The 19,621-nt window shown below is 59.6% G+C and carries 17 protein-coding genes; 16 read left to right on the top strand and 1 reads right to left on the bottom strand.

The annotated features are described in order from the left end of the window. The first annotated feature begins 46 nt into the window (after positions 1-46). The 5 genes from ODQ19_RS25720 to ODQ19_RS25700 all read left to right on the top strand — a co-directional run bounded on the left by ODQ19_RS25720 (position 47) and on the right by ODQ19_RS25700 (position 6,539). Positions 47-886: a helix-turn-helix transcriptional regulator gene (locus ODQ19_RS25720; RefSeq protein WP_330211583.1), complete on the top strand. Its 840-nt coding sequence runs from the start codon at positions 47-49 to the stop codon at positions 884-886. A 36-nt stretch (positions 887-922) separates the two neighbouring features. Next, positions 923-2,305 carry an aspartate aminotransferase family protein gene (locus tag ODQ19_RS25715; RefSeq protein ID WP_330211582.1) on the top strand — a complete coding sequence of 461 codons (1,383 nt, stop codon included), beginning with the start codon at positions 923-925 and terminating at the stop codon, positions 2,303-2,305. 146 nt (positions 2,306-2,451) lie between these two features. After that, on the top strand, positions 2,452-3,831 hold the full coding sequence (locus ODQ19_RS25710) for an APC family permease (RefSeq protein ID WP_330211581.1): 1,380 nt from the start codon (positions 2,452-2,454) through the stop codon (positions 3,829-3,831). Between the two features lie 153 nt (positions 3,832-3,984). After that, entirely contained in the window at positions 3,985-5,475 is a 1,491-nt protein-coding gene (locus tag ODQ19_RS25705; protein ID WP_330211580.1) for an aldehyde dehydrogenase, read from the top strand. 131 nt (positions 5,476-5,606) lie between these two features. After that, positions 5,607-6,539: a cupin gene (locus tag ODQ19_RS25700; protein WP_330211579.1), complete on the top strand. Its 933-nt coding sequence runs from the start codon at positions 5,607-5,609 to the stop codon at positions 6,537-6,539. A 1-nt stretch (position 6,540) separates the two neighbouring features. On the opposite strand, the gene ODQ19_RS25695 is transcribed toward ODQ19_RS25700, so the two are convergent. Next, complete coding sequence (locus tag ODQ19_RS25695; protein ID WP_330211578.1) at positions 6,541-7,446, bottom strand: LysR family transcriptional regulator; 906 nt, start codon at positions 7,444-7,446, stop codon at positions 6,541-6,543. 208 nt (positions 7,447-7,654) lie between these two features. Here ODQ19_RS25695 and ODQ19_RS25690 point away from each other — a divergent pair, with 208 nt between their 5' ends. The 11 genes from ODQ19_RS25690 (at position 7,655) to ODQ19_RS25640 (ending at position 19,616) form a co-directional block, all read left to right on the top strand. After that, positions 7,655-9,382 (top strand): hydrogenase maturation protein, encoded by a 1,728-nt coding sequence (locus ODQ19_RS25690; protein ID WP_330211577.1) that lies wholly within the window; start codon positions 7,655-7,657, stop codon positions 9,380-9,382. Between the two features lie 137 nt (positions 9,383-9,519). Continuing rightward, on the top strand, positions 9,520-10,173 hold the full coding sequence (locus ODQ19_RS25685; protein ID WP_330211576.1) for a dTMP kinase: 654 nt from the start codon (positions 9,520-9,522) through the stop codon (positions 10,171-10,173). Positions 10,174-10,310: 137 nt separating this feature from the next. Next, positions 10,311-10,472 carry a hypothetical protein gene (locus ODQ19_RS25680; RefSeq protein WP_330211575.1) on the top strand — a complete coding sequence of 54 codons (162 nt, stop codon included), beginning with the start codon at positions 10,311-10,313 and terminating at the stop codon, positions 10,470-10,472. Positions 10,473-10,558: 86 nt separating this feature from the next. Continuing rightward, on the top strand, positions 10,559-12,031 hold the full coding sequence (locus tag ODQ19_RS25675; protein ID WP_330211574.1) for an MBL fold metallo-hydrolase: 1,473 nt from the start codon (positions 10,559-10,561) through the stop codon (positions 12,029-12,031). Further along, positions 12,028-13,419 (top strand): MBL fold metallo-hydrolase, encoded by a 1,392-nt coding sequence (locus ODQ19_RS25670; RefSeq protein ID WP_330211573.1) that lies wholly within the window; start codon positions 12,028-12,030, stop codon positions 13,417-13,419. The genes ODQ19_RS25675 and ODQ19_RS25670 overlap by 4 nt, the downstream gene beginning before the upstream one ends. Beyond that, the gene (locus ODQ19_RS25665) at positions 13,416-14,201 is read left to right on the top strand and encodes a hypothetical protein (protein ID WP_330211572.1); all 786 of its coding nucleotides are present in this window, start codon (positions 13,416-13,418) and stop codon (positions 14,199-14,201) included. Before ODQ19_RS25670 ends, ODQ19_RS25665 begins: the two co-directional genes overlap by 4 nt. Beyond that, positions 14,198-17,014 carry a hypothetical protein gene (locus tag ODQ19_RS25660; RefSeq protein ID WP_330211571.1) on the top strand — a complete coding sequence of 939 codons (2,817 nt, stop codon included), beginning with the start codon at positions 14,198-14,200 and terminating at the stop codon, positions 17,012-17,014. Before ODQ19_RS25665 ends, ODQ19_RS25660 begins: the two co-directional genes overlap by 4 nt. A 23-nt stretch (positions 17,015-17,037) precedes the next feature. Further along, the gene (locus ODQ19_RS25655) at positions 17,038-17,832 is read left to right on the top strand and encodes a hypothetical protein (protein WP_330211570.1); all 795 of its coding nucleotides are present in this window, start codon (positions 17,038-17,040) and stop codon (positions 17,830-17,832) included. Beyond that, entirely contained in the window at positions 17,829-18,389 is a 561-nt protein-coding gene (locus ODQ19_RS25650; RefSeq protein ID WP_330211569.1) for a hypothetical protein, read from the top strand. Before ODQ19_RS25655 ends, ODQ19_RS25650 begins: the two co-directional genes overlap by 4 nt. A gap of 61 nt (positions 18,390-18,450) precedes the next feature. Next, positions 18,451-19,065, top strand: coding sequence for a class I SAM-dependent methyltransferase (locus ODQ19_RS25645; RefSeq protein WP_330211568.1), 615 nt, complete (start codon positions 18,451-18,453; stop codon positions 19,063-19,065). A 92-nt stretch (positions 19,066-19,157) separates the two neighbouring features. Beyond that, positions 19,158-19,616 carry a hypothetical protein gene (locus tag ODQ19_RS25640; RefSeq protein WP_133298344.1) on the top strand — a complete coding sequence of 153 codons (459 nt, stop codon included), beginning with the start codon at positions 19,158-19,160 and terminating at the stop codon, positions 19,614-19,616. Positions 19,617-19,621: the final 5 nt, after the last annotated feature.

Raw genomic sequence — 19,621 nt, 5'->3', positions numbered from 1 at the left:
AGTGACCTGGTGTCGCACCCAACCGTTATGACGGCGAGTCTTCGAAGTGGAAAATGATCGACTGTCTTCAGCCCAGTGGTTCGAACAAATAGCCAGGGTGACCGAGAGCATCGGGCACGCGGGGTTTGCCGCCACGTTGTTCGATGCCCTGGGGTGTATCCGCCCCATTCAGGCCACGACCTTGTACCTGTACCCCCACGACGGCATGCCCAGCGCAGTGTTCGAACTGGACGGGCCATGGCTGCCCCAGGGCAATGTGCGCCAGTACCTCTCCGGTTTTTACTTGCTCGACCCGTTCTACGGCGCCTGCGTGGAGGGCGCGGCTTCCGGCTGCTACGACCTCGCCGACGTAGCCCCCGATCACTTCGAGCACAGCGAGTACTACCAGTCGTTTTACCGGCATTCGCACCTGGAGGATGAGCTCAACTACATCCTGCAGGCCAGCAACGGCTTGAGCCTGGCGGTGTCGCTGGCCTTTACGCAGAAGCTCGACGCGACCACCACCGAGCAATTCAAGCGCATAGCGCCTTGGGTACTGGCGGTGCTGGGCAAGCACTTCGTCGGCCTGGAGAATCAGGGGGCGCGTTTCGAAAGCCTGTTGGAACAGCGTATTCACTCGGCACTCAACAACTTCGGCTCGTCGCTGCTGACCGAGCGCGAATGCCGGATCACCCAGTTGATCCTGCGCGGCCACTCCACGCGTTCACTGGCCGAGCGCCTTGGGGTCTCCGAAGACACCATCAAGTCCCACCGCAAGCACATCTACAGCAAGCTCGACATCGGCACGCAATCGGAGCTGTTTTCCCTGTTTATCGACTCGTTGGCCGAGGCCCAGGGCGGGCTGAGTAAAGACCCCCTTGAGCGCTACATGAGCAAAGGCCGTTGACCGGCTGCATGACCACCCACAACAAGAGAAAATGCCATGAACCTACCCTTTGAACCGCAACGCCAGACCCGGGACTATCAGGCCTCGGACGCGGCCCACCATATCCATGCCTTTGTGGATCAAAAGGCGCTGAATGCCGAAGGCCCACGCGTAATGGTCCGCGGTGAGGGCCTGTACCTGTGGGACAGCGAGGGTAAGCGTTACCTGGACGGGATGTCGGGCCTGTGGTGCACGCAGCTGGGTTATGGCCGCAAGGACCTGACGGCTGCGGCGGCGGCGCAGATGGATCAGTTGGCGTACTACAACATGTTCTTCCACACCACCCATCCGGCGGTGATCGAGCTGTCCGAGTTGCTGTTCAGCCTGTTGCCAGGGCACTACAGTCATGTGATCTACACCAACTCCGGTTCCGAAGCCAACGAGGTGCTGATCCGCACCGTACGCCGCTACTGGCAAGTGCTCGGCAAGCCACAGAAGAAGATCATGATCGGCCGCTGGAACGGCTATCACGGCTCCACCCTGGCGGCGTCTGCCCTGGGCGGCATGAAATTCATGCACGAAATGGGCGGCTTGATCCCGGACGTCGCGCACATTGATGAACCTTATTGGTACGCCCAGGGCGGTGAGTTGACCCCGGCCGAGTTCGGGCGGCGCTGCGCTCTGCAACTGGAAGAAAAGATCCTGGAGTTGGGTGCGCAAAACGTCGCCGGTTTTATCGCTGAACCTTTCCAAGGCGCCGGGGGCATGATTTTCCCCCCGGAAAGCTATTGGCCAGAGATCCAGCGCATCTGTCGCCAATACGATGTGCTGCTGTGCGCTGATGAAGTGATTGGCGGTTTCGGTCGTACCGGTGAGTGGTTTGCCCATCAGTATTTCGGCTTCGAACCCGACACGTTGTCGATCGCCAAGGGCCTGACCTCAGGTTACCTGCCCATGGGTGGTTTGGTATTGAGCAAGCGCATGGCCGAAGCGTTGGTGGAGCGAGGCGGGGTGTTTGCCCATGGCCTGACGTATTCCGGGCACCCGGTTGCGGCGGCGGTGGCCCTGGCCAACCTCAAGGCCCTGCGTGACGAAGGGATCGTGCGTCAGGTGAAGGACGACACCGGGCCGTATTTGCACGCGCTCCTGCACGAAGTCTTTGGCAACCACCCGCTGATCGGCGAGATCCAGGGCACCGGCCTGCTGGCAGCCTTGCAGTTTGTCGAGGACAAGGGCACGCGCAAACGCTTTGCCAATGAAAACGACCTGGCCTGGCAATGCCGCACTTTTGGCTTTGAGGAAGGCGTGATCATTCGCTCGACCCTGGGCCGCATGATCATGGCGCCGGCCCTGGTGGCCAGTCGCGCGGAGCTCGATGAGCTGGTCGACAAGACCCGCATTGCGGTGGACCGCACCGCGCGGATCGCGGGAAAGCTATGAAAGGCTGAGCCCCTGCATGCCGCTTCGGTTGAACCGGGTGGGCGCCCCATAGCGGCCTGCCCACCGCTCCCAAAGGATGACTCATCAAGGGCGTCGATTTGATCGAACGCCGCGGCGCCCTGCATTCCACTTTCCAGGAGTCAGCAATGAATACAATAACAAACGTAGCCGATACTCCCGCCCATCAAACCCCAACCCAACCGACCTCATCGCGCCGCTTTCGACAACCCCTGGGCCTCGTCGGCCTGGTGCTGTTCGGCCTGGCATATATGGTGCCGCTGGCGGTGTTCACCACCTACGGCCTGGTAACCCAGATGACCAAAGGGCACCTGGCCACCGCCTACCTGTTGACCCTGGCTGCCATGCTGCTGACGGCCTACAGCTATGGGTGCATGGTCAAGGCGCACCCGTATTCGGGCTCGGTCTACACCTACACACGCAAGGCGTTTGGCGCCTCCTTCGGCTTTATCGCCGGCTGGACCTTGCTGCTGGACTACATCTTCCTGCCGCTGCTCAGCTATTTGCTGATCGGCATCTACTTGTCCGAATACTTTCCCAGCGTGCCCACCGCCGTATGGGTATTGGGCTCCATTGCCTTGGTGACGGCGCTCAATCTGGTGGGTATCGAGTCGATTACCCGGGTCAATTGGGTGCTGATCGTGGCCCAACTGGTGTTCATCGTGGTGTTCGTGGCGTTGTCGATCCACAACCTCAGCGGGCAAGCCGAGCCGGTGTCGCTGCTCAAGCCGTTTCACCATGAAGGTTTCAGTGTGCCGCTGATCATGACCGGCGCAGCAGTGCTGTGCTTGTCGTTCCTGGGTTTTGATGCGGTATCGACCATGGCCGAGGAGACGCCGGACCCGCGCCGTACCATTCCGCAGGCGATCATGGCGGTGTCGCTGATTGGCGGTTTGCTGTTCCTGGTGGTGTCGTATTGCGCTCAGATGGTGTTCCCGGAATGGGACAGCTTCGCCGATCCCGACTCGGCTTCGGTCGATGTGATGCGTAGGGTCGGGGGTGAATTGCTGGTGAGTGCGTTTACCGCAACCTATGTAGCGGGCTGCTTTGCTTCTGCGATGGTCTCTCAGGCCAGCGTGTCCCGCGTGCTGTTCGCGATGGGCCGCGACGGTGCATTGCCCAGGGTATTGGGCAAGCTGGTCACGAAAAAGCGCGTGCCGGCCAACGCGATCATGCTGGTCAGCCTGTTCTCGCTGATTGCGCTGTTTATCAGCCTGGACACCGTGGCCAACATGATCAGCTTTGGCGCACTGTTCGCGTTTTCGGCAGTGAACCTGGCCGTGATCAAGCATTACCTGGGCGACCAGAAGCTGCGTGGTTCCCGCAACTATCTGCTGTACGCCGCCCTGCCAGGCCTGGGGTTTCTCAGCACGCTTTGGCTGTGGACGAGCCTGTCGGGCCTGTCGTTCACCATCGGCCTGGGCTGGATGGGCCTGGGGCTGCTGTGTTTGCTGTGCCTCACCCGAGGGTTCCGGGTACGCATGCCGGACCTGCAAATGGCCGAATAAACAGGCCCCACCTCGGTTCATCTGTAGGAGCGAGCTTGCTCGCGAAAAGCGTCAACGATAACGCGTGCTTCCTGGATGAACGCGGCGTCTGTGAGTTCTTCGCGAGCAAGCTCGCTCCTACAAAAGTCTTACGGCCCAATTCAGGAGTACAGCATGTTCAACCTCGACTATTGGCAGCAACGCGCTGCCCGCCAAACCTTCATCAGCACCGCCCTGATCGACGGGCAGCCCGTAGGTGCACTCTGCGGGGCGACCTTCGACACCATCAACCCGGCAACCAACCACTTGCTTGCGCAGGTCGCCGCCTGCGGTGCAGCGGAGGTCGACCTGGCAGTGCGCTCTGCACGCCGCGCGTTTAACAACGGCTCCTGGCGGCGCATGCCCCCGGGCGAGCGCAAGAAAATCCTGCTCAAACTCGCTGACCTGTTGATGACCCACCGCGAAGAACTCGCACTGCTGGACTCCCTGAACATGGGCAAGCCGGTAATGGACGCCTATAACGTCGACGTGCCCGGCGCGGCCCATGTTTTCGCCTGGTACGGTGAAGCTCTGGACAAGATCTACGATCAGGTCGCGCCGACTGCCCACAACGCGTTGGCGACCATTACCCGCGAAGCATTGGGCGTGATTGCAGCCGTGGTGCCGTGGAATTTCCCGCTGGACATGGCCGCCTGGAAACTGGCACCCGCATTGGCGGCAGGCAACAGCGTGGTGCTCAAGCCCGCCGAACAATCGCCATTTTCTGCCTTGCGCCTGGCCCAACTGGCGCTGGAGGCGGGCGTCCCCGAGGGTGTGCTGAACGTGGTGCCAGGAATGGGCGAGGGCGCCGGCAAGGCCCTGGGGTTGCACCCGGACGTCGATTGCCTGGTGTTTACCGGTTCTACCCAAGTGGGCAAGTACTTCATGCAGTACTCCGCGCAGTCCAACCTCAAACAGGTGTGGCTGGAGTGTGGCGGCAAGAGCCCGAACCTGGTGTTTGCAGACTGTCAGGACCTGGACCTGGCGGCGGAGAAGGCGGCCTTTGGGATTTTCTTCAACCAGGGCGAGGTGTGTTCGGCCAATTCGCGCCTCTACGTGCAACGCTGCATCCACGACGAGTTCATCGAGCGTCTGATCGACAAGTCCCGTGCCTGGATGCCCGGCAACCCACTCAACCCCACCAGCGCCGCCGGTGCAATCGTCGACAGCGGGCAAACCGCACGCATCCTGCAAGCCATCGGGCAGGCTCGCGCAGACGGTGCCACGCTGTTGGCCGGTGGCCAACAGTTGAACATCGAGGGTTGTTCAAACTTCATCCCTCCGACGATATTCGCCAACGTCACCGCTGACATGAGCCTTTCCCGTGAGGAGGTGTTTGGCCCCGTGCTGGCGGTGAGTGCTTTCGATACCGAAGAGCAGGCCATACAGCAAGCCAACGACAGCCTCTACGGCCTGGCGGCATCGGTGTGGAGTGATGACCTGAACCGTGCGCATCGCGTGGCCCGTGCCCTGAATGCCGGCACTGTGTCGGTCAACACCATTGATGCGCTGGATGTGACCGTGCCTTTCGGCGGCGGCAAACAGTCGGGGTTCGGGCGCGACTTGTCGCTGCATTCGTTTGATAAGTACACGCAGTTGAAAACCACCTGGTTTCAGTTGCGTTAACTGCCCCGTTTCGCATAACTGCTGTGCCGTCACAGGCATTCATCCGCCAGCGCGCAATGCCTATAGTCCACTCACCCCGTGCAGCGCTTCAACCGCGCTGCGCGATCCAGCCCAAGACTGAGGTGAGCCTGATGAACCGTGAATTAGACCCCGCACTGACGGATATCAACCAAGTGGACGCCGAGTACTTCGAGTACAGCAAGGCGGCGAATCCCATCAGTGCCAATCTGATTTCCCGCGTTCCCTACCACAGCTTTCCCGCCTCGCTGTATGACAATGGCCCCTCGCGCGTGGTACCGCTGGACCTCAGCGAGGCTTTGGGCTGCGAAGGCCCTGCAACAGGCCCCGGGTTATGCGCGAACTTCATGCGCCTTAACCGTGGCGACACGCTGACCCTGCAACCCAACGCCACCTCCCAGGTGTTCTACGTGATTGCCGGGGAGGGCAGCGTGGTCCAGGGCGAGTATGAGATTCAATGGTCCAAGGGCTGCTTTATCGCCCTGCCGGGATTACAGCAGGCGCACTTCAGTGCCCGCGAGGATGCACGCCTTTACTATGTGCACGATGAGCCGTTGCTGCGTTACCTTGGGGTGACACCCAGCACCGATCGCTTTGCACCGACCCTGTACCCAGCAGCACTGGCCAACGCGAAGTTGCGTGAAGCGGCCGATGATCCCAGGGCACAGGACCGCAGCCGCATCAGCATCCTGCTGGGCAACCGTCATTTCCCGCAGACGCGCACGGTGACCCACGTGCTGTGGGCCATGTACGGGATTCTGCCGGCGGGATCGGTGCAGAAACCCCATCGGCATCAGTCGATTGCACTGGACTTCATTATTGATTGCCCCAAGGGCTGTTATTCATTGGTGGGCACCGAGCTGGACGCGGATGGGCACATCCGTAACCCGCAGCGGGTCGACTGGTCGCCCGGCCTGGCGTTCGTCACGCCACCGGGTTACTGGCATGCGCATTTTAATGAATCGGATAGCGAGGCGTTCCTGATCCCGATTCAGGATGCGGGGCTGCAAACCTACTTGCGTGCGCTGGATATCCGCTTCAGTTGAGTCACTTCCAGTCCGGTGTTTCGCCCAGTCGTTCAACGATAAAGTCGATAAAACACCGGACCTTGGATGACACGATGCGCTTGGGCGGGTAGACAAACCACACGGAAAACGCCCGCTCCACGCCCTGGATATGCCATTCCGGTAGCCAGACTACCAACTCGCCGGCCTCGATACTTCGCGCCACCAGCCAGTCCGGCAACAGCGCAAAGCCCAAGCCTTGGCGCACGGCGATGAGTTGCGCGTCCAGGTCATTGATTCGAATAACGCCGTCATGCTGCAACGGGAACGCGCGGCCGCCGGATACAAAACTGATATCGCCGGTGGTAGCCGTGCCCAGCACCGCAGGCACACCGGCCAGGTCCGTGGGCGTGGACGGAGGAGGGTGGCGCATGCCAAATGCCGGGCTGACCACCATGCGGTAGTGGCCGTCGCTGAGCTTGCGTGCTTTAAGGCTGGAGTCGGCCAGCGTGCCAATGCGGATGGCTAAGTCGACGCCGGCATGAATCAAATTGACCTGGGTGTTATCCAGCACCAGTTCCACGCTGATCTGCGGGTAGCGCACCAGAAAGTCATTCAACGCCGGCAGGATGTGATGACGCGCAAACGCCGGTGGCAGGTTGAGTTTCAATACGCCCCGTGGATGCTGGTTCAGCGCAGACGTGGCGGCCTTGGCGTGTTCCAGCTCATCCAGCACCCTGCGTGCGTGTATCAGGAAGGTCTGGCCGCCTTCGGTCAGATGCAGGGTGCGCGTGGAGCGGTTGAACAGCGCGATGCCCAAGTCCTGCTCAAGGTCCTTCACATAGCGTGAAACCGTTGAGGCCTTGATCCCCAGGCGCTCGGCGGCGCGGGAGAAGTTGTTGCCTTCGGCGGCTTCGATGAAGGCGGTGAGGGCGGTGAAATAGTCCAAGGGCAGCCTCAGGGCAGGGCGGTGAGAGGTGCAGGTTGTTGAGTTTTGCCGGGTGCTGTCAACTCGAACAGGCAACGCGATTGGCTGACACAAGATTGATCTTGATCAGCTAACCCCGCTGGCCCGCTCTATAACCTTGGGCTTCCATCGATGGCCAGGGACGGCTCAACGAGCACTCTGGTCGCACATTCTCAAGGAAGAGTCAGCCATGCGATCACTCAAGATCCTGTTGTTATCATCGGCATTCAACGGTTTAACCCAACGGGCCTGGCTGGATTTGCGCCAGGCGGGTCACGACCCCAGCGTTGTAGTGTTCACCGATCAAACCACGGTGTGCCAGCAAATCGAGGCGTCAGGCGCCGACCTGGTGATCTGCCCATTTTTGAAGGACCGTGTGCCGCATCAACTGTGGAGCCATCCAAAGCGTCCGGTGGTGATCATCCATCCGGGCATCGTCGGCGACCGTGGCGCCAGTGCGCTGGACTGGGCCATCACCCAGCAGGCCAGCCGTTGGGGCGTCACGGCTTTGCAAGCGGTGGAGGAAATGGACGCAGGGCCGATATGGTCCACCTGTGAATTCGACATGCCCGACCAGGTGCGCAAATCCGAGCTGTACAATGGCCTGGTGAGCGACGCCGCGATGGTTTGCATCCGTGACGTCGTGGCGAAATTCGCCAAGGGCTTCGTCCCGACACCGCTCGATTACACCCAACCCAGTGTCATCGGGCGCTTGCAGCCGAACATGACCCAGGCTGACCGCACCTTCAGTTGGTTCGATTGCGCAGCCTTTATCAAGCGCAGCATCGACGCTGCCGATGGCCAGCCCGGCGTGTTGGCGAGCCTGTCGGGCGGGCAATATTACCTCTACGACGCGCACTTGGACGCCCGCCAGGGCACTCCCGGAGAAATCCTCGCGGTACAGGACGACGCTGTGTTGGTGGCGGCCGCAGATTACAGCCTGTGGATCGGCTCGCTCAAACCCAAAGGCCCAGAGACCTTCAAGCTGCCGGCACGGCACGTTCTGGCGCAAAAGCTCGCCGGCGTTCCGGTGTTGGACAGCTCAATCGCCCGCCAGCCGTTCAACGAGCGAGTCTATCAACCCATTCGCTACCAAGAGTTCGGCCACATCGGCGAACTGACGTTCGAGTTCTACAACGGCGCCATGAGCACCGAACAATGCCAGCGCTTGGTGGCTGCGTTGCGCTGGGCCAAGGCGCGAGATACCCAAGTGTTGCTGATCAAGGGCGGGCGCGGCAGCTTTTCCAATGGGGTGCACCTCAACGTCATCCAGGCCGCCGACGTGCCGGGTCTGGAAGCCTGGGCCAACATTCAAGCCATCGACGATGGGTGCCTGGAGCTGCTCACCGCCAGACAACTGGTGATCAGCGGCCTGACCGGCAGCGCAGGCGCAGGCGGTGTGATGCTGGCGCTGGCCGCCGACATTGTATTGGCCCGCGAAGGTGTGGTGCTCAACCCGCACTATAAGACCATGGGACTCTACGGCTCCGAATACTGGACCTACAGCCTGCCACGGGCCGTGGGCAGTGAAATCGCGCATAAGCTTACCGAAGAATGCCTGCCCGTCAGCGCCATCCAGGCCCAGCAGTACGGCATGGTTCAGGCCATCGGCCCGCGTTGCCCACAGGCATTTGGCCTATGGCTTTTGCAACAGGCCGAGTGCGTGCTGACCGATGAAAAATATCCTCACGCACGCACACGTAAAGCCACGCTGGAGGGTGAGCAGCTCGAACGCTGCCGCGAACACGAGTTGGCACAGATGCAATTGGACATGGTGCATAACCGCCAACAGTTTGCCGAAAAGTGCCGTAACTTCGTGCTTAAGCGCAAAACCTGTCAGACCCCGCAGCGGTTGATTGCGCCATGGGCGTTGAGGTACGAGGCTGCGTTGCCCGAAAGCCGGATGCCGAACGTGTGATCGGTCGACTGTGGCGGTAGCGAGGTGGGTGCTCACACAAGGCCTGGACCTTGCAACGGCCAGGCTGATCGCCTGATGGCTGTCAGTCAATTGCGATACTATCTACGCTCGTAAAGTCCACCGTGGGAACGGATTGAATGAATCGTGGTTTGTTTGTTTCACTGGATGGGCCCAAGGGAACCGGCAAGACCACGCTGTTGGAGGCCGTCACACAAGCACTGAGGGCAGGCAACCAAAAAGTGGTGCGACTGTGCGAGAAAAAAAGCGATCCCTACAGGGCTGAAACAATGGCCCTCGTCAACCAACTCGTCAGAAGCCCCAGCCGGGACTTAGAGATTGAGGTGTGTGAACGCTTTGCTGAGAGCCGTCGCTGGATCTCCCAGCACGTACTGACTAAACAACCTGCTGGCAGCATCATCCTGATGGACCGCTGGTACCCGTCCGATGCAGCGTTTCGACGGCTGATTCCGTTTACCGACATTCTTCAGATGAACCTTGATCGACAGGTGCGAGTGCCAGACCTGCATGTGGGGGTGGTGACCGCTGCCCAGATTTCGTGGGCCAGGGCTGCAGCACGACCGCGGGGGTTGAGCAGTACGGTGATGCATAGGCTGGAGGAGCAGATTGTTTGTACCGAGGCGTTTGAACGAGCTGTCGTCGATAACGGTTGGGTGCTGTGCCGGAATGAAGGAACGGTTGAGGAGGCGACTAGGCGGGTGGTTTCGCACATCTATCGAGTGCAGAGTGATGAGGCGGCTGCAAATGGCGAGTTTGTATCAAATTTTTTCTGATGCATAAAAAGTCCACCGTGTCACCACTCAAGATATGTTTCTTTCTTGAAAAATCGGTTTCCTCCGTTATATTGGTTCAGGACAGGACGTCGTTGCGCTTTAGGCGTACCTGGAAACAGCCAGACAAGGAGCAAGTCATGAATCAGAAAACCCAGCAGGGTGTGGCCGCACCCAACCATCAAGACAACGACAAAGTACTCTTCAGCAAAGAAGAGTTGCAGGCCTTGAGCGACGCTATCAAGAAGTCCAAGACCGGTGCTTGCGAAACCAAGGCGGCGAGCTGCGCGTACCACCGTTGAGCTGACCCCGAAAAAGCAAGAAAGGACTTTCTTGCTTTTTCGTTTTTTGGGTAACGCGTATTCAATTGTCAACCAGGGAGGTGGGCATGAGGGCGATCTTTATCGGCCATCAAACGTGGCTTGTGGAACATGGAAGCACCAGGATCCTGATTGACCCGCTCTTATGTGAGGACTTCGGTCTGGTCCGCGAACACCGGATCGAAATCTATCCGCCACGTACTGTCGATGCCACCGCGCTGTCCGATATAGACCTGATTTTCCTCAGTCACGAACACTCCGATCATTTCGATATCCAGTCGCTGAATCTGTTGCCACGTTCAGCAAGGTTTGTGGTGGGTGCGACCATCGTCGAACCGGTCAAGCAATGCATCCGCGACCTCGGGTTCAGCCTTACCCAAGTCAACGACACCGAGCCAATGCGGATCGGCGACCTGAGCCTGCGCTTCTACCCGGCGGATCCGAAGACCGCTTTCTGGGAAAGCCGAGTCACACAGGTGCATATCGAGGAGGCGGAGCAGCCAAGCAATGGCATCTTCATTGCTGTGGACGCATTGGTGTCCGAAGTGTTCAAGACCGATATCGTCGAAGGACGACTGGCGCCCCCCAAGCTTGTGATTGTCTCGAACAACTCCAGGGTCTCGCCTCCGGGAGCCTTTCAGTCCCTGGAAAACTGGGGCAAGAATGCGAGTGACAGCAACCGTAAGGTCGGTCCGCTGGGGATCGGTGTGCTGAGCGCCGTGCTGACCAGCTATATGGACGATTTTCCGGTGCAACCCGCAAACATCGCTCTGTGCGGCGGCGGGTTCATCAAGCGCCTGGGCGAGTTCGCCGCATTTCCATTTTCCGACCAGCCTACATTGAGCAGGCTTGCCAACCGGCTCAGCCTGGACACCAATATTGTCGGCCTGCTGCCAGGCGAAGCCTTTGCCCTGGACCCTGAGCCCTGCCAGCAGGGCGTTATCGACTGGGTCCAGGTGAACACCGTGCAGCACAACTTGCTGATCGGGGAACTGGACCAATTCATCGAGGCACGCAAGACCGTCGAGGTGGTCGCTTCGGTATGCCCCGACGTGCAAGACGCTCAAGCATATGAAGTGCTGCTGCGGCGGGCGCAAGCCGAGCTGCAACGCCTGGCGAAAAGCCTGATGCTATTTATTACCGGGCGCAAGGTGTTGGCGATGTCTCACTACAAGGGGTGCAAGCTCGGTCCGAAAAGAATCGTTTTCAGTTTTGTATCGCATGCCTTGGGGCGTCAGGACAGCTATGCGCTGAACCTCATCAGCGGCCAGTTCGAGGCTGAGAAGCACAACCAGCTCGAATCGCTGGTGGCGCAGTATCCCTTTGGCGTATGCCTGCCCCTTGTGGACTTTGTCGGAATGGTCGAGGGGGACCTGCAGATCTGGGACATCGTGGGCGTGTCTGTTCAGTCCTGGTTCGAGGGTGGCATTTTTGACGGTTTAATCCCGTTTTTCTACAGCTACTACGGCGAAAACGGCAGCCCGGAGCTATTGGCGAAAATCATCGGGCGCAACATGCGCAATCTAGAGGCGTGCCCATGAAGCTGACAATGATCGGCCATGAAAGCTGGTCGCTACAGGCTGGCGACAGTCACGTGCTGATCGACCCGGTGCTGGGTAGTGGCTTCGGTTCTGATGCCGACCGGCAGTTCGAGATAGTCCCGGCACGCAATGTCGACCTGCAGCGCATGCCCGCGGTAGATGGCATTGTCTTGACCACCGAGCACCTGCAGCACTTTCACCCCGCCTCGTTGCGTCGCCTGTCGTCGGACTTCGGGCATTTGCTCAAACGCAGGCTGGTCTATGTCCCGGAGCTTTTTCCCGGCGCGGCCGAAGCAATTGCTCGCGCCTGCGGTTACGAGGTGCAGCGAGTCGATACTCAGGCCGAGTTTGTCATCGGCGCGCTGAGCCTGCGCTTTTACATGCCCTGCACCGAGGTACTGTTCTGGGACAGCCGCGTGGCGTCGCTGCATGTCGAGCACCAAGGCCGCGAAGCGGTTTTCATCCAGTCTGATACCCGTATCGCCGACACCTACTTTGCCGATGTCAATAGCGCAGCCATTACGTCGCCGCAGGTCATGGTGATGACTAACAATTTCCAGAGTAGCGGGGCGCAAGGTCCGGTTGGCCTGGACAACTTATTGCCGCTGCCCGATCAGCGCTACACCCGGTTGTCCGGCCTGCGCCTGTTGGACGAAATCGTACATAAGCCGATGCGCCGGCTGAACCAAGTACCGACCCTGATTCTCGCGGGCAATGGTTATCACGATCCTTTAGGCAAGATGCACCACCCTTGGTCGAACCTTGAACTGGCGCAGATTTGTAGCGAACTATCGTTGTTGCGGGCGGTGCACTCACTGACACCCGGCGAAAGCTTTGACGTGTTGCCGGCACAGCCTGGGGAACCGGCGGACTGGATCCACGTTTCGCAGGAGCAGGCAGAACCCCGCCCGCCGCGAGAACAACGCCGGCTGATCTCGCTGGACACACAGCAAATCAAGGCTCATCTCGACGACATGGCCAGAACCTGGCTGATTACCCACTACGGGCAGGTGCTGATGACCCAGAGTAGTTACCTTGGGCGCCCGGTTGGCCAATGCCGTGCGGTACTGCAATTGACCCGGGATGACGGCGTCGGCCAACAGTGGCTGCTGGATGTGTCAAAGGTTGAGTTCGTCGAGGTGCCGGACGAAGGCGAGGGCGCAATCAAGCGCTATCCCTACGGTATCCGTGTCGACCATAGTGATTTTTGCCAACTGATTCTCGGCGAGTTGCAGATATGGGAACTGCTCAACCTGTCGGCATCACAGTGGTATGTCTGCGATCGCTATGACAGCCCGCTGGCGTTCTGGCTCGAGTATTACAACGAGCAAGTGGACTATGGTCGCGCGTTGCGCAGTTATGAACAGTCGCTGGCGACTGCGTCATGAGCGGGCAAAGAGCGTTTGAGCACGTGCATCTGGAACTTCTCGCAGCAGATCAGGTAGAGCTGCAGCACCAGGCGCTTGCCGAGCTGTTGGCCGAGCGTTATCAGGTTCTGCGTGTACTCGGCCAGTCGGTGAAGTCCCTGGTTTGCTCAGGCCTGTGCATGGCCTCGGGCGAGCAGGTGGTGATCAAGCGTTACTTCGACGAGGCGGCCTATGCCGCAGAAACTAGCGGTTATTTGTTGTTCCGCTCGGGGCCGATCGCAGGCGTGCGTTATCAAGATTCGCAGCATCAGGTACTGGTGCTGGAGTTTCTCCAAGGCCGTATGCCCGGTTTGGCCGACCTGCCTGAAGTGATTAAGGCCTATGCAGCGATGCACGCCACGGCCCTGGCGAATATCCAGCGTGTCATGGGGCAGCAAGGTACCCCTGAGTTCGTCGATCCCTGCCTGTCTTCCCGGTGTCGTTTTCCCTCGTTTGACCTGCAGGGCATCAGCGTCGGTGATGGCAAGCCGGAGCATTTGCTCGTTACGCCGGATGGCGTGCGCATCCTCGACCTGGAGACTCATTCCCTGCAGCGCAGCGTGTGGTTCGACATCTTGTCCTTGAGCCGATTCCTGGGGGCGGTGCCTTCATGTCCGTGGAGCCTGGAGGAGTGGGTGGCCTGTTACTGTGCATGCAGAAAGATTCCCGCCCACTACTACGATCTACACAAAATCCAAGACTGCCTGCAGCGTGTGCAGGCCATGCAGCCTGGTCGGGTGTACTGCGAGGAGGCGCTGTCGTGAAGTGGATGTACTGCTTTACCCCAGCGTTGCGCTATCGGCCGGCCGTTCGCTGCGAAGAGCGAGCGTTCGCCACTGGCTTTTTCGGCCTGGCCTTCAGCCTTGCGCCGTGGGCGACCGGCGCTTATGTACTGGTGTCGCTGTTGCAATATAGCGTGCCACTATTGTTCATCTACACGCTGAGCACACTGGTGAGCGCCCAAAGCAGTGCCGATACTGTGCTGTGGGATATCGCGCTCCTCGCGTTCTTGGCCATCAGTGGGTTCTTGCTGGTGGTGAGCGAGCTCAACCTGGAGCGCTACATCTGCCTGAGGCTGTGCCGCGAGTTCGAGAGCCTTCTGGCGCGCAAGCTGCACCCCCGCGTTGAGGTTTCGGTGCTGGAACGGGTTGTGTCACGGGATTTCAGCATCATTCTAGATGGCATCGGTACTAGCATTAACCTATTGGCAATTCCGGTTTTCCTGCTGCTTTCGATCCTGCTGGCATTGCTGATTTTCGGCACGGCAGGCTTCTGGGCCGTTGCAGTGATCAGTATGTTCCTGCCGCTTTCTTATCTGCTTTCCTGGCTCTCGGACCGTAACTACCAGCGAATCATGGATATGACCGCGCAGCGTATCGAACAGTGTTCGGCATGGTTGCGCAAAGGGCCGTGGCTTAAGCAGTTCGCTGACCAGAGCGCCTTGCAGAGTATTGAGCACGCACTGGCGGGCGAACGTGACCTTCGCAACCTGGACACATTGCTGCGTGGCGCCGACAGCTACATCATCGGTTTCGGCCGTTTGATTCCCTTCGTATTGCTTGGACTACTGGGCACCTCGGGATCAGCCTCGGTCTGGGACGGGGCGATTTTCTGGCTAAGTATTCCGTTGCTGGCGGCGGTGCTCGCGTTGCCCCGCGCGTACGTGAGTTACAAGGCCGTAGGCCGCTCCTTGGAGGCACTTAATAGCCTGTATCAGCATTCGTCCAGTCAGCCGGTACCTCGAACCGCTGACGCCGATCAGCCCTGCGGCGTGATCGAGTTCGATGCTGACTGGCCGATATGGCCCGCAACGCTGGTCGAACTGATTCCTGGCTCGCTGGATAGTCAGCGCGAGGACTTGCAGGCGTTGCTGGGCGCTTTCCGCTTGGTACCCGAGTTGGGGCAAGACCCACAGCACGTTATGCAACTGCCCATTGAACTGGACGCAAGCAATCTCTCCACCGGGCAGCGCCTGCGTCTGCAACTGCTGCGTGGGGTGTTTCTGGCCCGAGTCCAGAATGGAACCCTGAATATCGACCACGACCTTTCGGTGTTGGACGCCGCAGCCGTCCTTGCCGTCAAAGGAGCCTTGGACCGTCTGCCCTGGGTGAGCTTCAGCCCATCGGCTGCAAGCGCGATAGCGCAGCGCCAAGGGGCACCGGAGCAGGTCGCTGAGCGTACCGCTTCGACGGTGTCGGACGGTGTTCCGGTGCGGGAGCGTTTTAGCCTCGGCGATCTCTTCAAGTATTGTCGTTGGGGTGTGCTGATGTTGTTGGTGCCGGCGCTGATGATGAGCTATGCCGCCAACTTGACGCTGCCAGAGGCAGGTTTCTCGCCTTGGCAGGTTCTGTTGTATGCCATAGCCGGGGTAGGCGCAGGAATCGCTGCCGGACTGTTCATCGAGGATCTGTTGCGCAGCCGCTTTTCCCGTTTGTTCATCGATGGCCTGCGAGACATCCGAGTCACAGGGCTGGCCGATGCGCTGCAGACAGTTTCGCGCGATGTCACCACGACATTTGAACGCATCGCCTGGTATGCCCACGACATCGCCTGGATCATTGCGCTGTTGCTGTGCAATGGCGTGGCTTTGTGGATGGGGTTCGGCCTGTTCGGCATTGTCGTGGCACTGCTGTTCAGCGGGTTGCTGGCGGTGTTGTACCGGCTTTCGATCAACGAGCTATATCGTACCCGGGTGGAGAGCGTGAAGGGATTCGATTCCCTGCTACGCTCGGCCCATGTGGCGTTTGCAATCTCCCGTGCCGGTGGGGCGGGTTTCGAACGCCTGGGTGACTGGCTGACGTTCACTCAGCGCGGAGCGTTAGCCGAGGGGCTGAAGTATTTCTATACCACCCGCATGCGCAGTGTGATCACCCGTACCGTCACGGCGGCCAGTTGTGCGTTGCTCAGCGACCTGGTGATTGTCCTGATAGTCCTGATGGGTAGCCTCTACCGAACGAGTGATTCAGCGTTTGTGCTGGCGGTCACGGCCTTGCTATTGGTTCGTTCCGATCTGGCCAATGTATTTCTGGCCATCACGGGTTTCAAATCGCAGTCGGTGTCGGTGGCGCGTCTGCAACACTTTGCCCGGCCCAAAAGCTTGGTGGCCGTGACGATTGCCGGGCAGAGCCTGAGCATCGCGCCCTTTATCGCTCAACGTGCCTATCGTGCCTTGAACCTGCAGCGAGGCCGGCTGTATTTGTTATCGGGCCACTCTGGTTCCGGCAAGAGCGACTACCTGAAGGGCGTGGCCGGGATAACCGACGTGATCATCGAAGAGCCGGGCGTGGTGCAGGCGACGACATCAACTCGCTATTACCTGGACCGTGAAGCCCTGGCGCTGCTCGGCGGTGAGCCAGGGGCAAGCAACTGGATGCATACCTGGCTGAGTGCGTTACCGGAAGACCGCCACTGTCTGTTGTTGCTGGATGAGCCGTTCAGCGCTTTGCACGCCGAGCAATTACCGGAGCATGTGCAGGCGTTGCACCGTTATGCCGAGCGTAGCGGCAATACCCTGGTACTGGTGGATCATCGTTGCCGACTGGAACATAACATCGAGCTGGACGAGCTGACTCGCTGATTGCCCGATGCAAGGAAGTACTCATGGATGAGCCGATTCTGTACCTGGGTGACCGGGGGTTTCTCAAACGTTACGGCAGCCCCTACTCGGCGCAGCAGGTCGAGGAGATCGCGCGCCGGGTATTGGCCAGTTCCAACCTGGGCATGGCCAGCGGCGACTGGCCCACAGCCAAGGCGGTCAGTAATGCCTTGGCCGGCGGCCCACGAACGCGGCATATCTATCATTCGCGGTTTCTTCTGCGGGTGACCGAGCAGGCAACAGGGCAGGGCGTCAGTGTCCGTCAGGTCCAGGCAACCCCGGCGTACTACTACACTGCACTTGGCTATACCTTCACCGCCGATGCGCAACAAATAGCCGAAGACCTCGAAATCATCCGGTGCTGCCAGCCTGGTTTGGTGACCTTGGGTGGCGACTGGCTGGACATACTACTGGCGCAACAGCAATACGCGCTGCTTGAGGCGATCCTGCGACAGATGGAGGCGGCCATTCCGGCGGCCTCGCGGATTCTCCTGGGGTTCCATCCCAGCGCCGGCTTCCTGCAGGTGTTGAAAGAACGGCCGTTCGCCGGCGCTGCGGTGCCAGTCAACCTCTTGAATATGCAATGCGCGAGCTACGCGGGCTATCTACATCAGATCAAGGCCCGGTCGCGGCTTTACGCAGTGCATTGTCTGGCGGGCGGCGATATTCCTTTGGAGCCTGCGCTGGACTACGCCTTTCATCATCGCCAGGTCGATGCTTGTATTGTCGGCGCTACCCGTACACAGCATATCGAGGCATTGGCGGCCTGCGAGGCTGGCTTCAGGAACTTGAAGAGATGAACGTGATCCTCATGCGCCGTGCGCGCCAGCTCGACGAGGCTTTATTGCAAAGCCATCTACAGACGCTACAACGGGCACATGGCGACCTGCTAATGCTGTCCGGCCGCTCTGCCTGCTATGCCCCCGTGCTGGAGCTGGCTGGCAACCTTGAGATCCAGACGCTGGTCTTCGAGCAGGAGTTCTACGATCCGCAGCAGGTGCATGGGGCCCGCAAGATGGACTGGTTGTTCGATGCCTACGCCGGTCGTAACGGCAGCGAGAGCCTTAATACTCTGTTTCATGCGCTTGCCCTCGAATTGGAAGCGATTCTCCGTCGGCACAGCGAAAGAACCCTCGTGATCTATCTCGACCAGTTGTTGCTGGAAATCGCTTACGCCGTACTAGCCGGTCTGCCCCTGCAGACGTTACAGAGCTTTTCGCTGTACCTCGAAGAACTGAGTATCGCGATCCTCGCCAGAGTCCCGTTCAAGGGCGGGTTCCAGACCCTGCTGCTGAAATCAAATGTAACCCCGGCGCAAGCCTTCGTCGGCAGGCCCGAATTGAAATTGGTCAGGTGACGCCGACACCCTGTTGGCGTGATCGCCGAGCCTACCCTGAGTGAAGTGAAAAGGAGTATTCATGGACCCGCAACGCAAGGACTATTTGGCGACAGAAGCGGTTTACACAGGCGACTCGCTGCGCATCGGCGAGGAGTACGTCATGCATGAATGGGAGAGGCCACTGATCCGTAGGATGGTCGAAGACCTCAAACTTACGCCCGATGACCATCTGCTGGAAATCGGCTTCGGCATGGGCATCTCGGCCAGCATTCTGCAGGAGTTCGGCCCGGCGTCCCATACCATTGTCGAACCCCACCCCCAGGTGCTGGTCCAGGCTGAGCGCTGGAAGGGCACACGCACGAACATTCAGTTGCACTCAGGCTACTGGCAACAGCTGGACGCCGGGCCCCAGCGTTATTCGGCGATCTTCTTCGATCCGTTCGCCGACGACATGGCGGCGGTTGACGACGAGAACCTCAGGTTCCTCAAATTCGCCGCACAGTCGCTACTGGGCGATGGCGGGCGTCTGGCCCTGTTCTGCATCCGGCCCTTGCTGCCGCGGGAGTACCAGCGAGTGATGTTCGAACATTATCGCCGGGTGGAAATCAGCTCGGTGCAGGTTGCCCCCAGAGATACCGCCAACCCCACGGCGGAGCTGGACGGACGAATGATTTCAGTCGTATTGCACAAATAGGAAAAGCCTCAAGCCCCCTTTCAGGCCTGCGCGCCTAACGTGCCTGGCCGGACAGAATAAATAAGCCATTAGTTACGATAACGGTGATAGCGATGAACAAGCTCACAGCACGTCTTGGACTGGTCAGCCTTCTGTGTTTTTTTGGCAGCCAAACATGGGCTCAGACTGAGGCCCCGACAGCTGCAGCCCCGGCTGCAACTTCCACCAGCAAGGCCATGACTATCATTTTCGAGCCGCCCAAGGGACAGGAGGAGGCGTTCCTGAATTCCTTCGTCACCTCTCAAGCTGCCTACATGCAAACTTATGCTGGCAAATCGAAGGACGGGGTCAAGGTGATCAACCTGATCCCCACCGAACTGGGCGAGCCGTTGATCCACCTGATGATCTACCGGGACCCGGCGACCTTTGAGCGGGCCAAGCAAATATTTGCTTCACGCGAGGCTATGAGCGGCTACATAGACGGCCATGTGAAAGCCTACGGCGGTTACCACATTCCCAAGGAATACCTGCGCCACACCAAGGTGTACATGAGCAACGTGCTCACCGAGTAAAACGA

Source organism: Pseudomonas sp. AM4(2022) (assembly GCF_036346515.1).
Taxonomy (GTDB): Bacteria; Pseudomonadota; Gammaproteobacteria; order Pseudomonadales; family Pseudomonadaceae; genus Aquipseudomonas; species Aquipseudomonas paracarnis.
Note: the sequence above shows the minus strand (reverse complement) of the source record. Positions and strands in the feature narration are given on the sequence as shown.

Excerpts from the sequence above, each read along its gene's own strand:
- ODQ19_RS25670 (WP_330211573.1), top strand. The coding sequence starts at position 12,028 with ATGAAGCTGACAATGATCGGCCATGAAAGCTGGTCGCTACAGGCTGGC.
- ODQ19_RS25690 (WP_330211577.1), top strand. The coding sequence starts at position 7,655 with ATGCGATCACTCAAGATCCTGTTGTTATCATCGGCATTCAACGGTTTA.
- ODQ19_RS25655 (WP_330211570.1), top strand. The coding sequence starts at position 17,038 with ATGGATGAGCCGATTCTGTACCTGGGTGACCGGGGGTTTCTCAAACGT.
- ODQ19_RS25710 (WP_330211581.1), top strand. The coding sequence starts at position 2,452 with ATGAATACAATAACAAACGTAGCCGATACTCCCGCCCATCAAACCCCA.
- ODQ19_RS25705 (WP_330211580.1), top strand. The coding sequence starts at position 3,985 with ATGTTCAACCTCGACTATTGGCAGCAACGCGCTGCCCGCCAAACCTTC.
- ODQ19_RS25640 (WP_133298344.1), top strand. The coding sequence starts at position 19,158 with ATGAACAAGCTCACAGCACGTCTTGGACTGGTCAGCCTTCTGTGTTTT.
- ODQ19_RS25715 (WP_330211582.1), top strand. The coding sequence starts at position 923 with ATGAACCTACCCTTTGAACCGCAACGCCAGACCCGGGACTATCAGGCC.
- ODQ19_RS25675 (WP_330211574.1), top strand. The coding sequence starts at position 10,559 with ATGAGGGCGATCTTTATCGGCCATCAAACGTGGCTTGTGGAACATGGA.
- ODQ19_RS25700 (WP_330211579.1), top strand. The coding sequence starts at position 5,607 with ATGAACCGTGAATTAGACCCCGCACTGACGGATATCAACCAAGTGGAC.
- ODQ19_RS25680 (WP_330211575.1), top strand. The coding sequence starts at position 10,311 with ATGAATCAGAAAACCCAGCAGGGTGTGGCCGCACCCAACCATCAAGAC.
- ODQ19_RS25665 (WP_330211572.1), top strand. The coding sequence starts at position 13,416 with ATGAGCGGGCAAAGAGCGTTTGAGCACGTGCATCTGGAACTTCTCGCA.
- ODQ19_RS25650 (WP_330211569.1), top strand. The coding sequence starts at position 17,829 with ATGAACGTGATCCTCATGCGCCGTGCGCGCCAGCTCGACGAGGCTTTA.
- ODQ19_RS25685 (WP_330211576.1), top strand. The coding sequence starts at position 9,520 with ATGAATCGTGGTTTGTTTGTTTCACTGGATGGGCCCAAGGGAACCGGC.
- ODQ19_RS25645 (WP_330211568.1), top strand. The coding sequence starts at position 18,451 with ATGGACCCGCAACGCAAGGACTATTTGGCGACAGAAGCGGTTTACACA.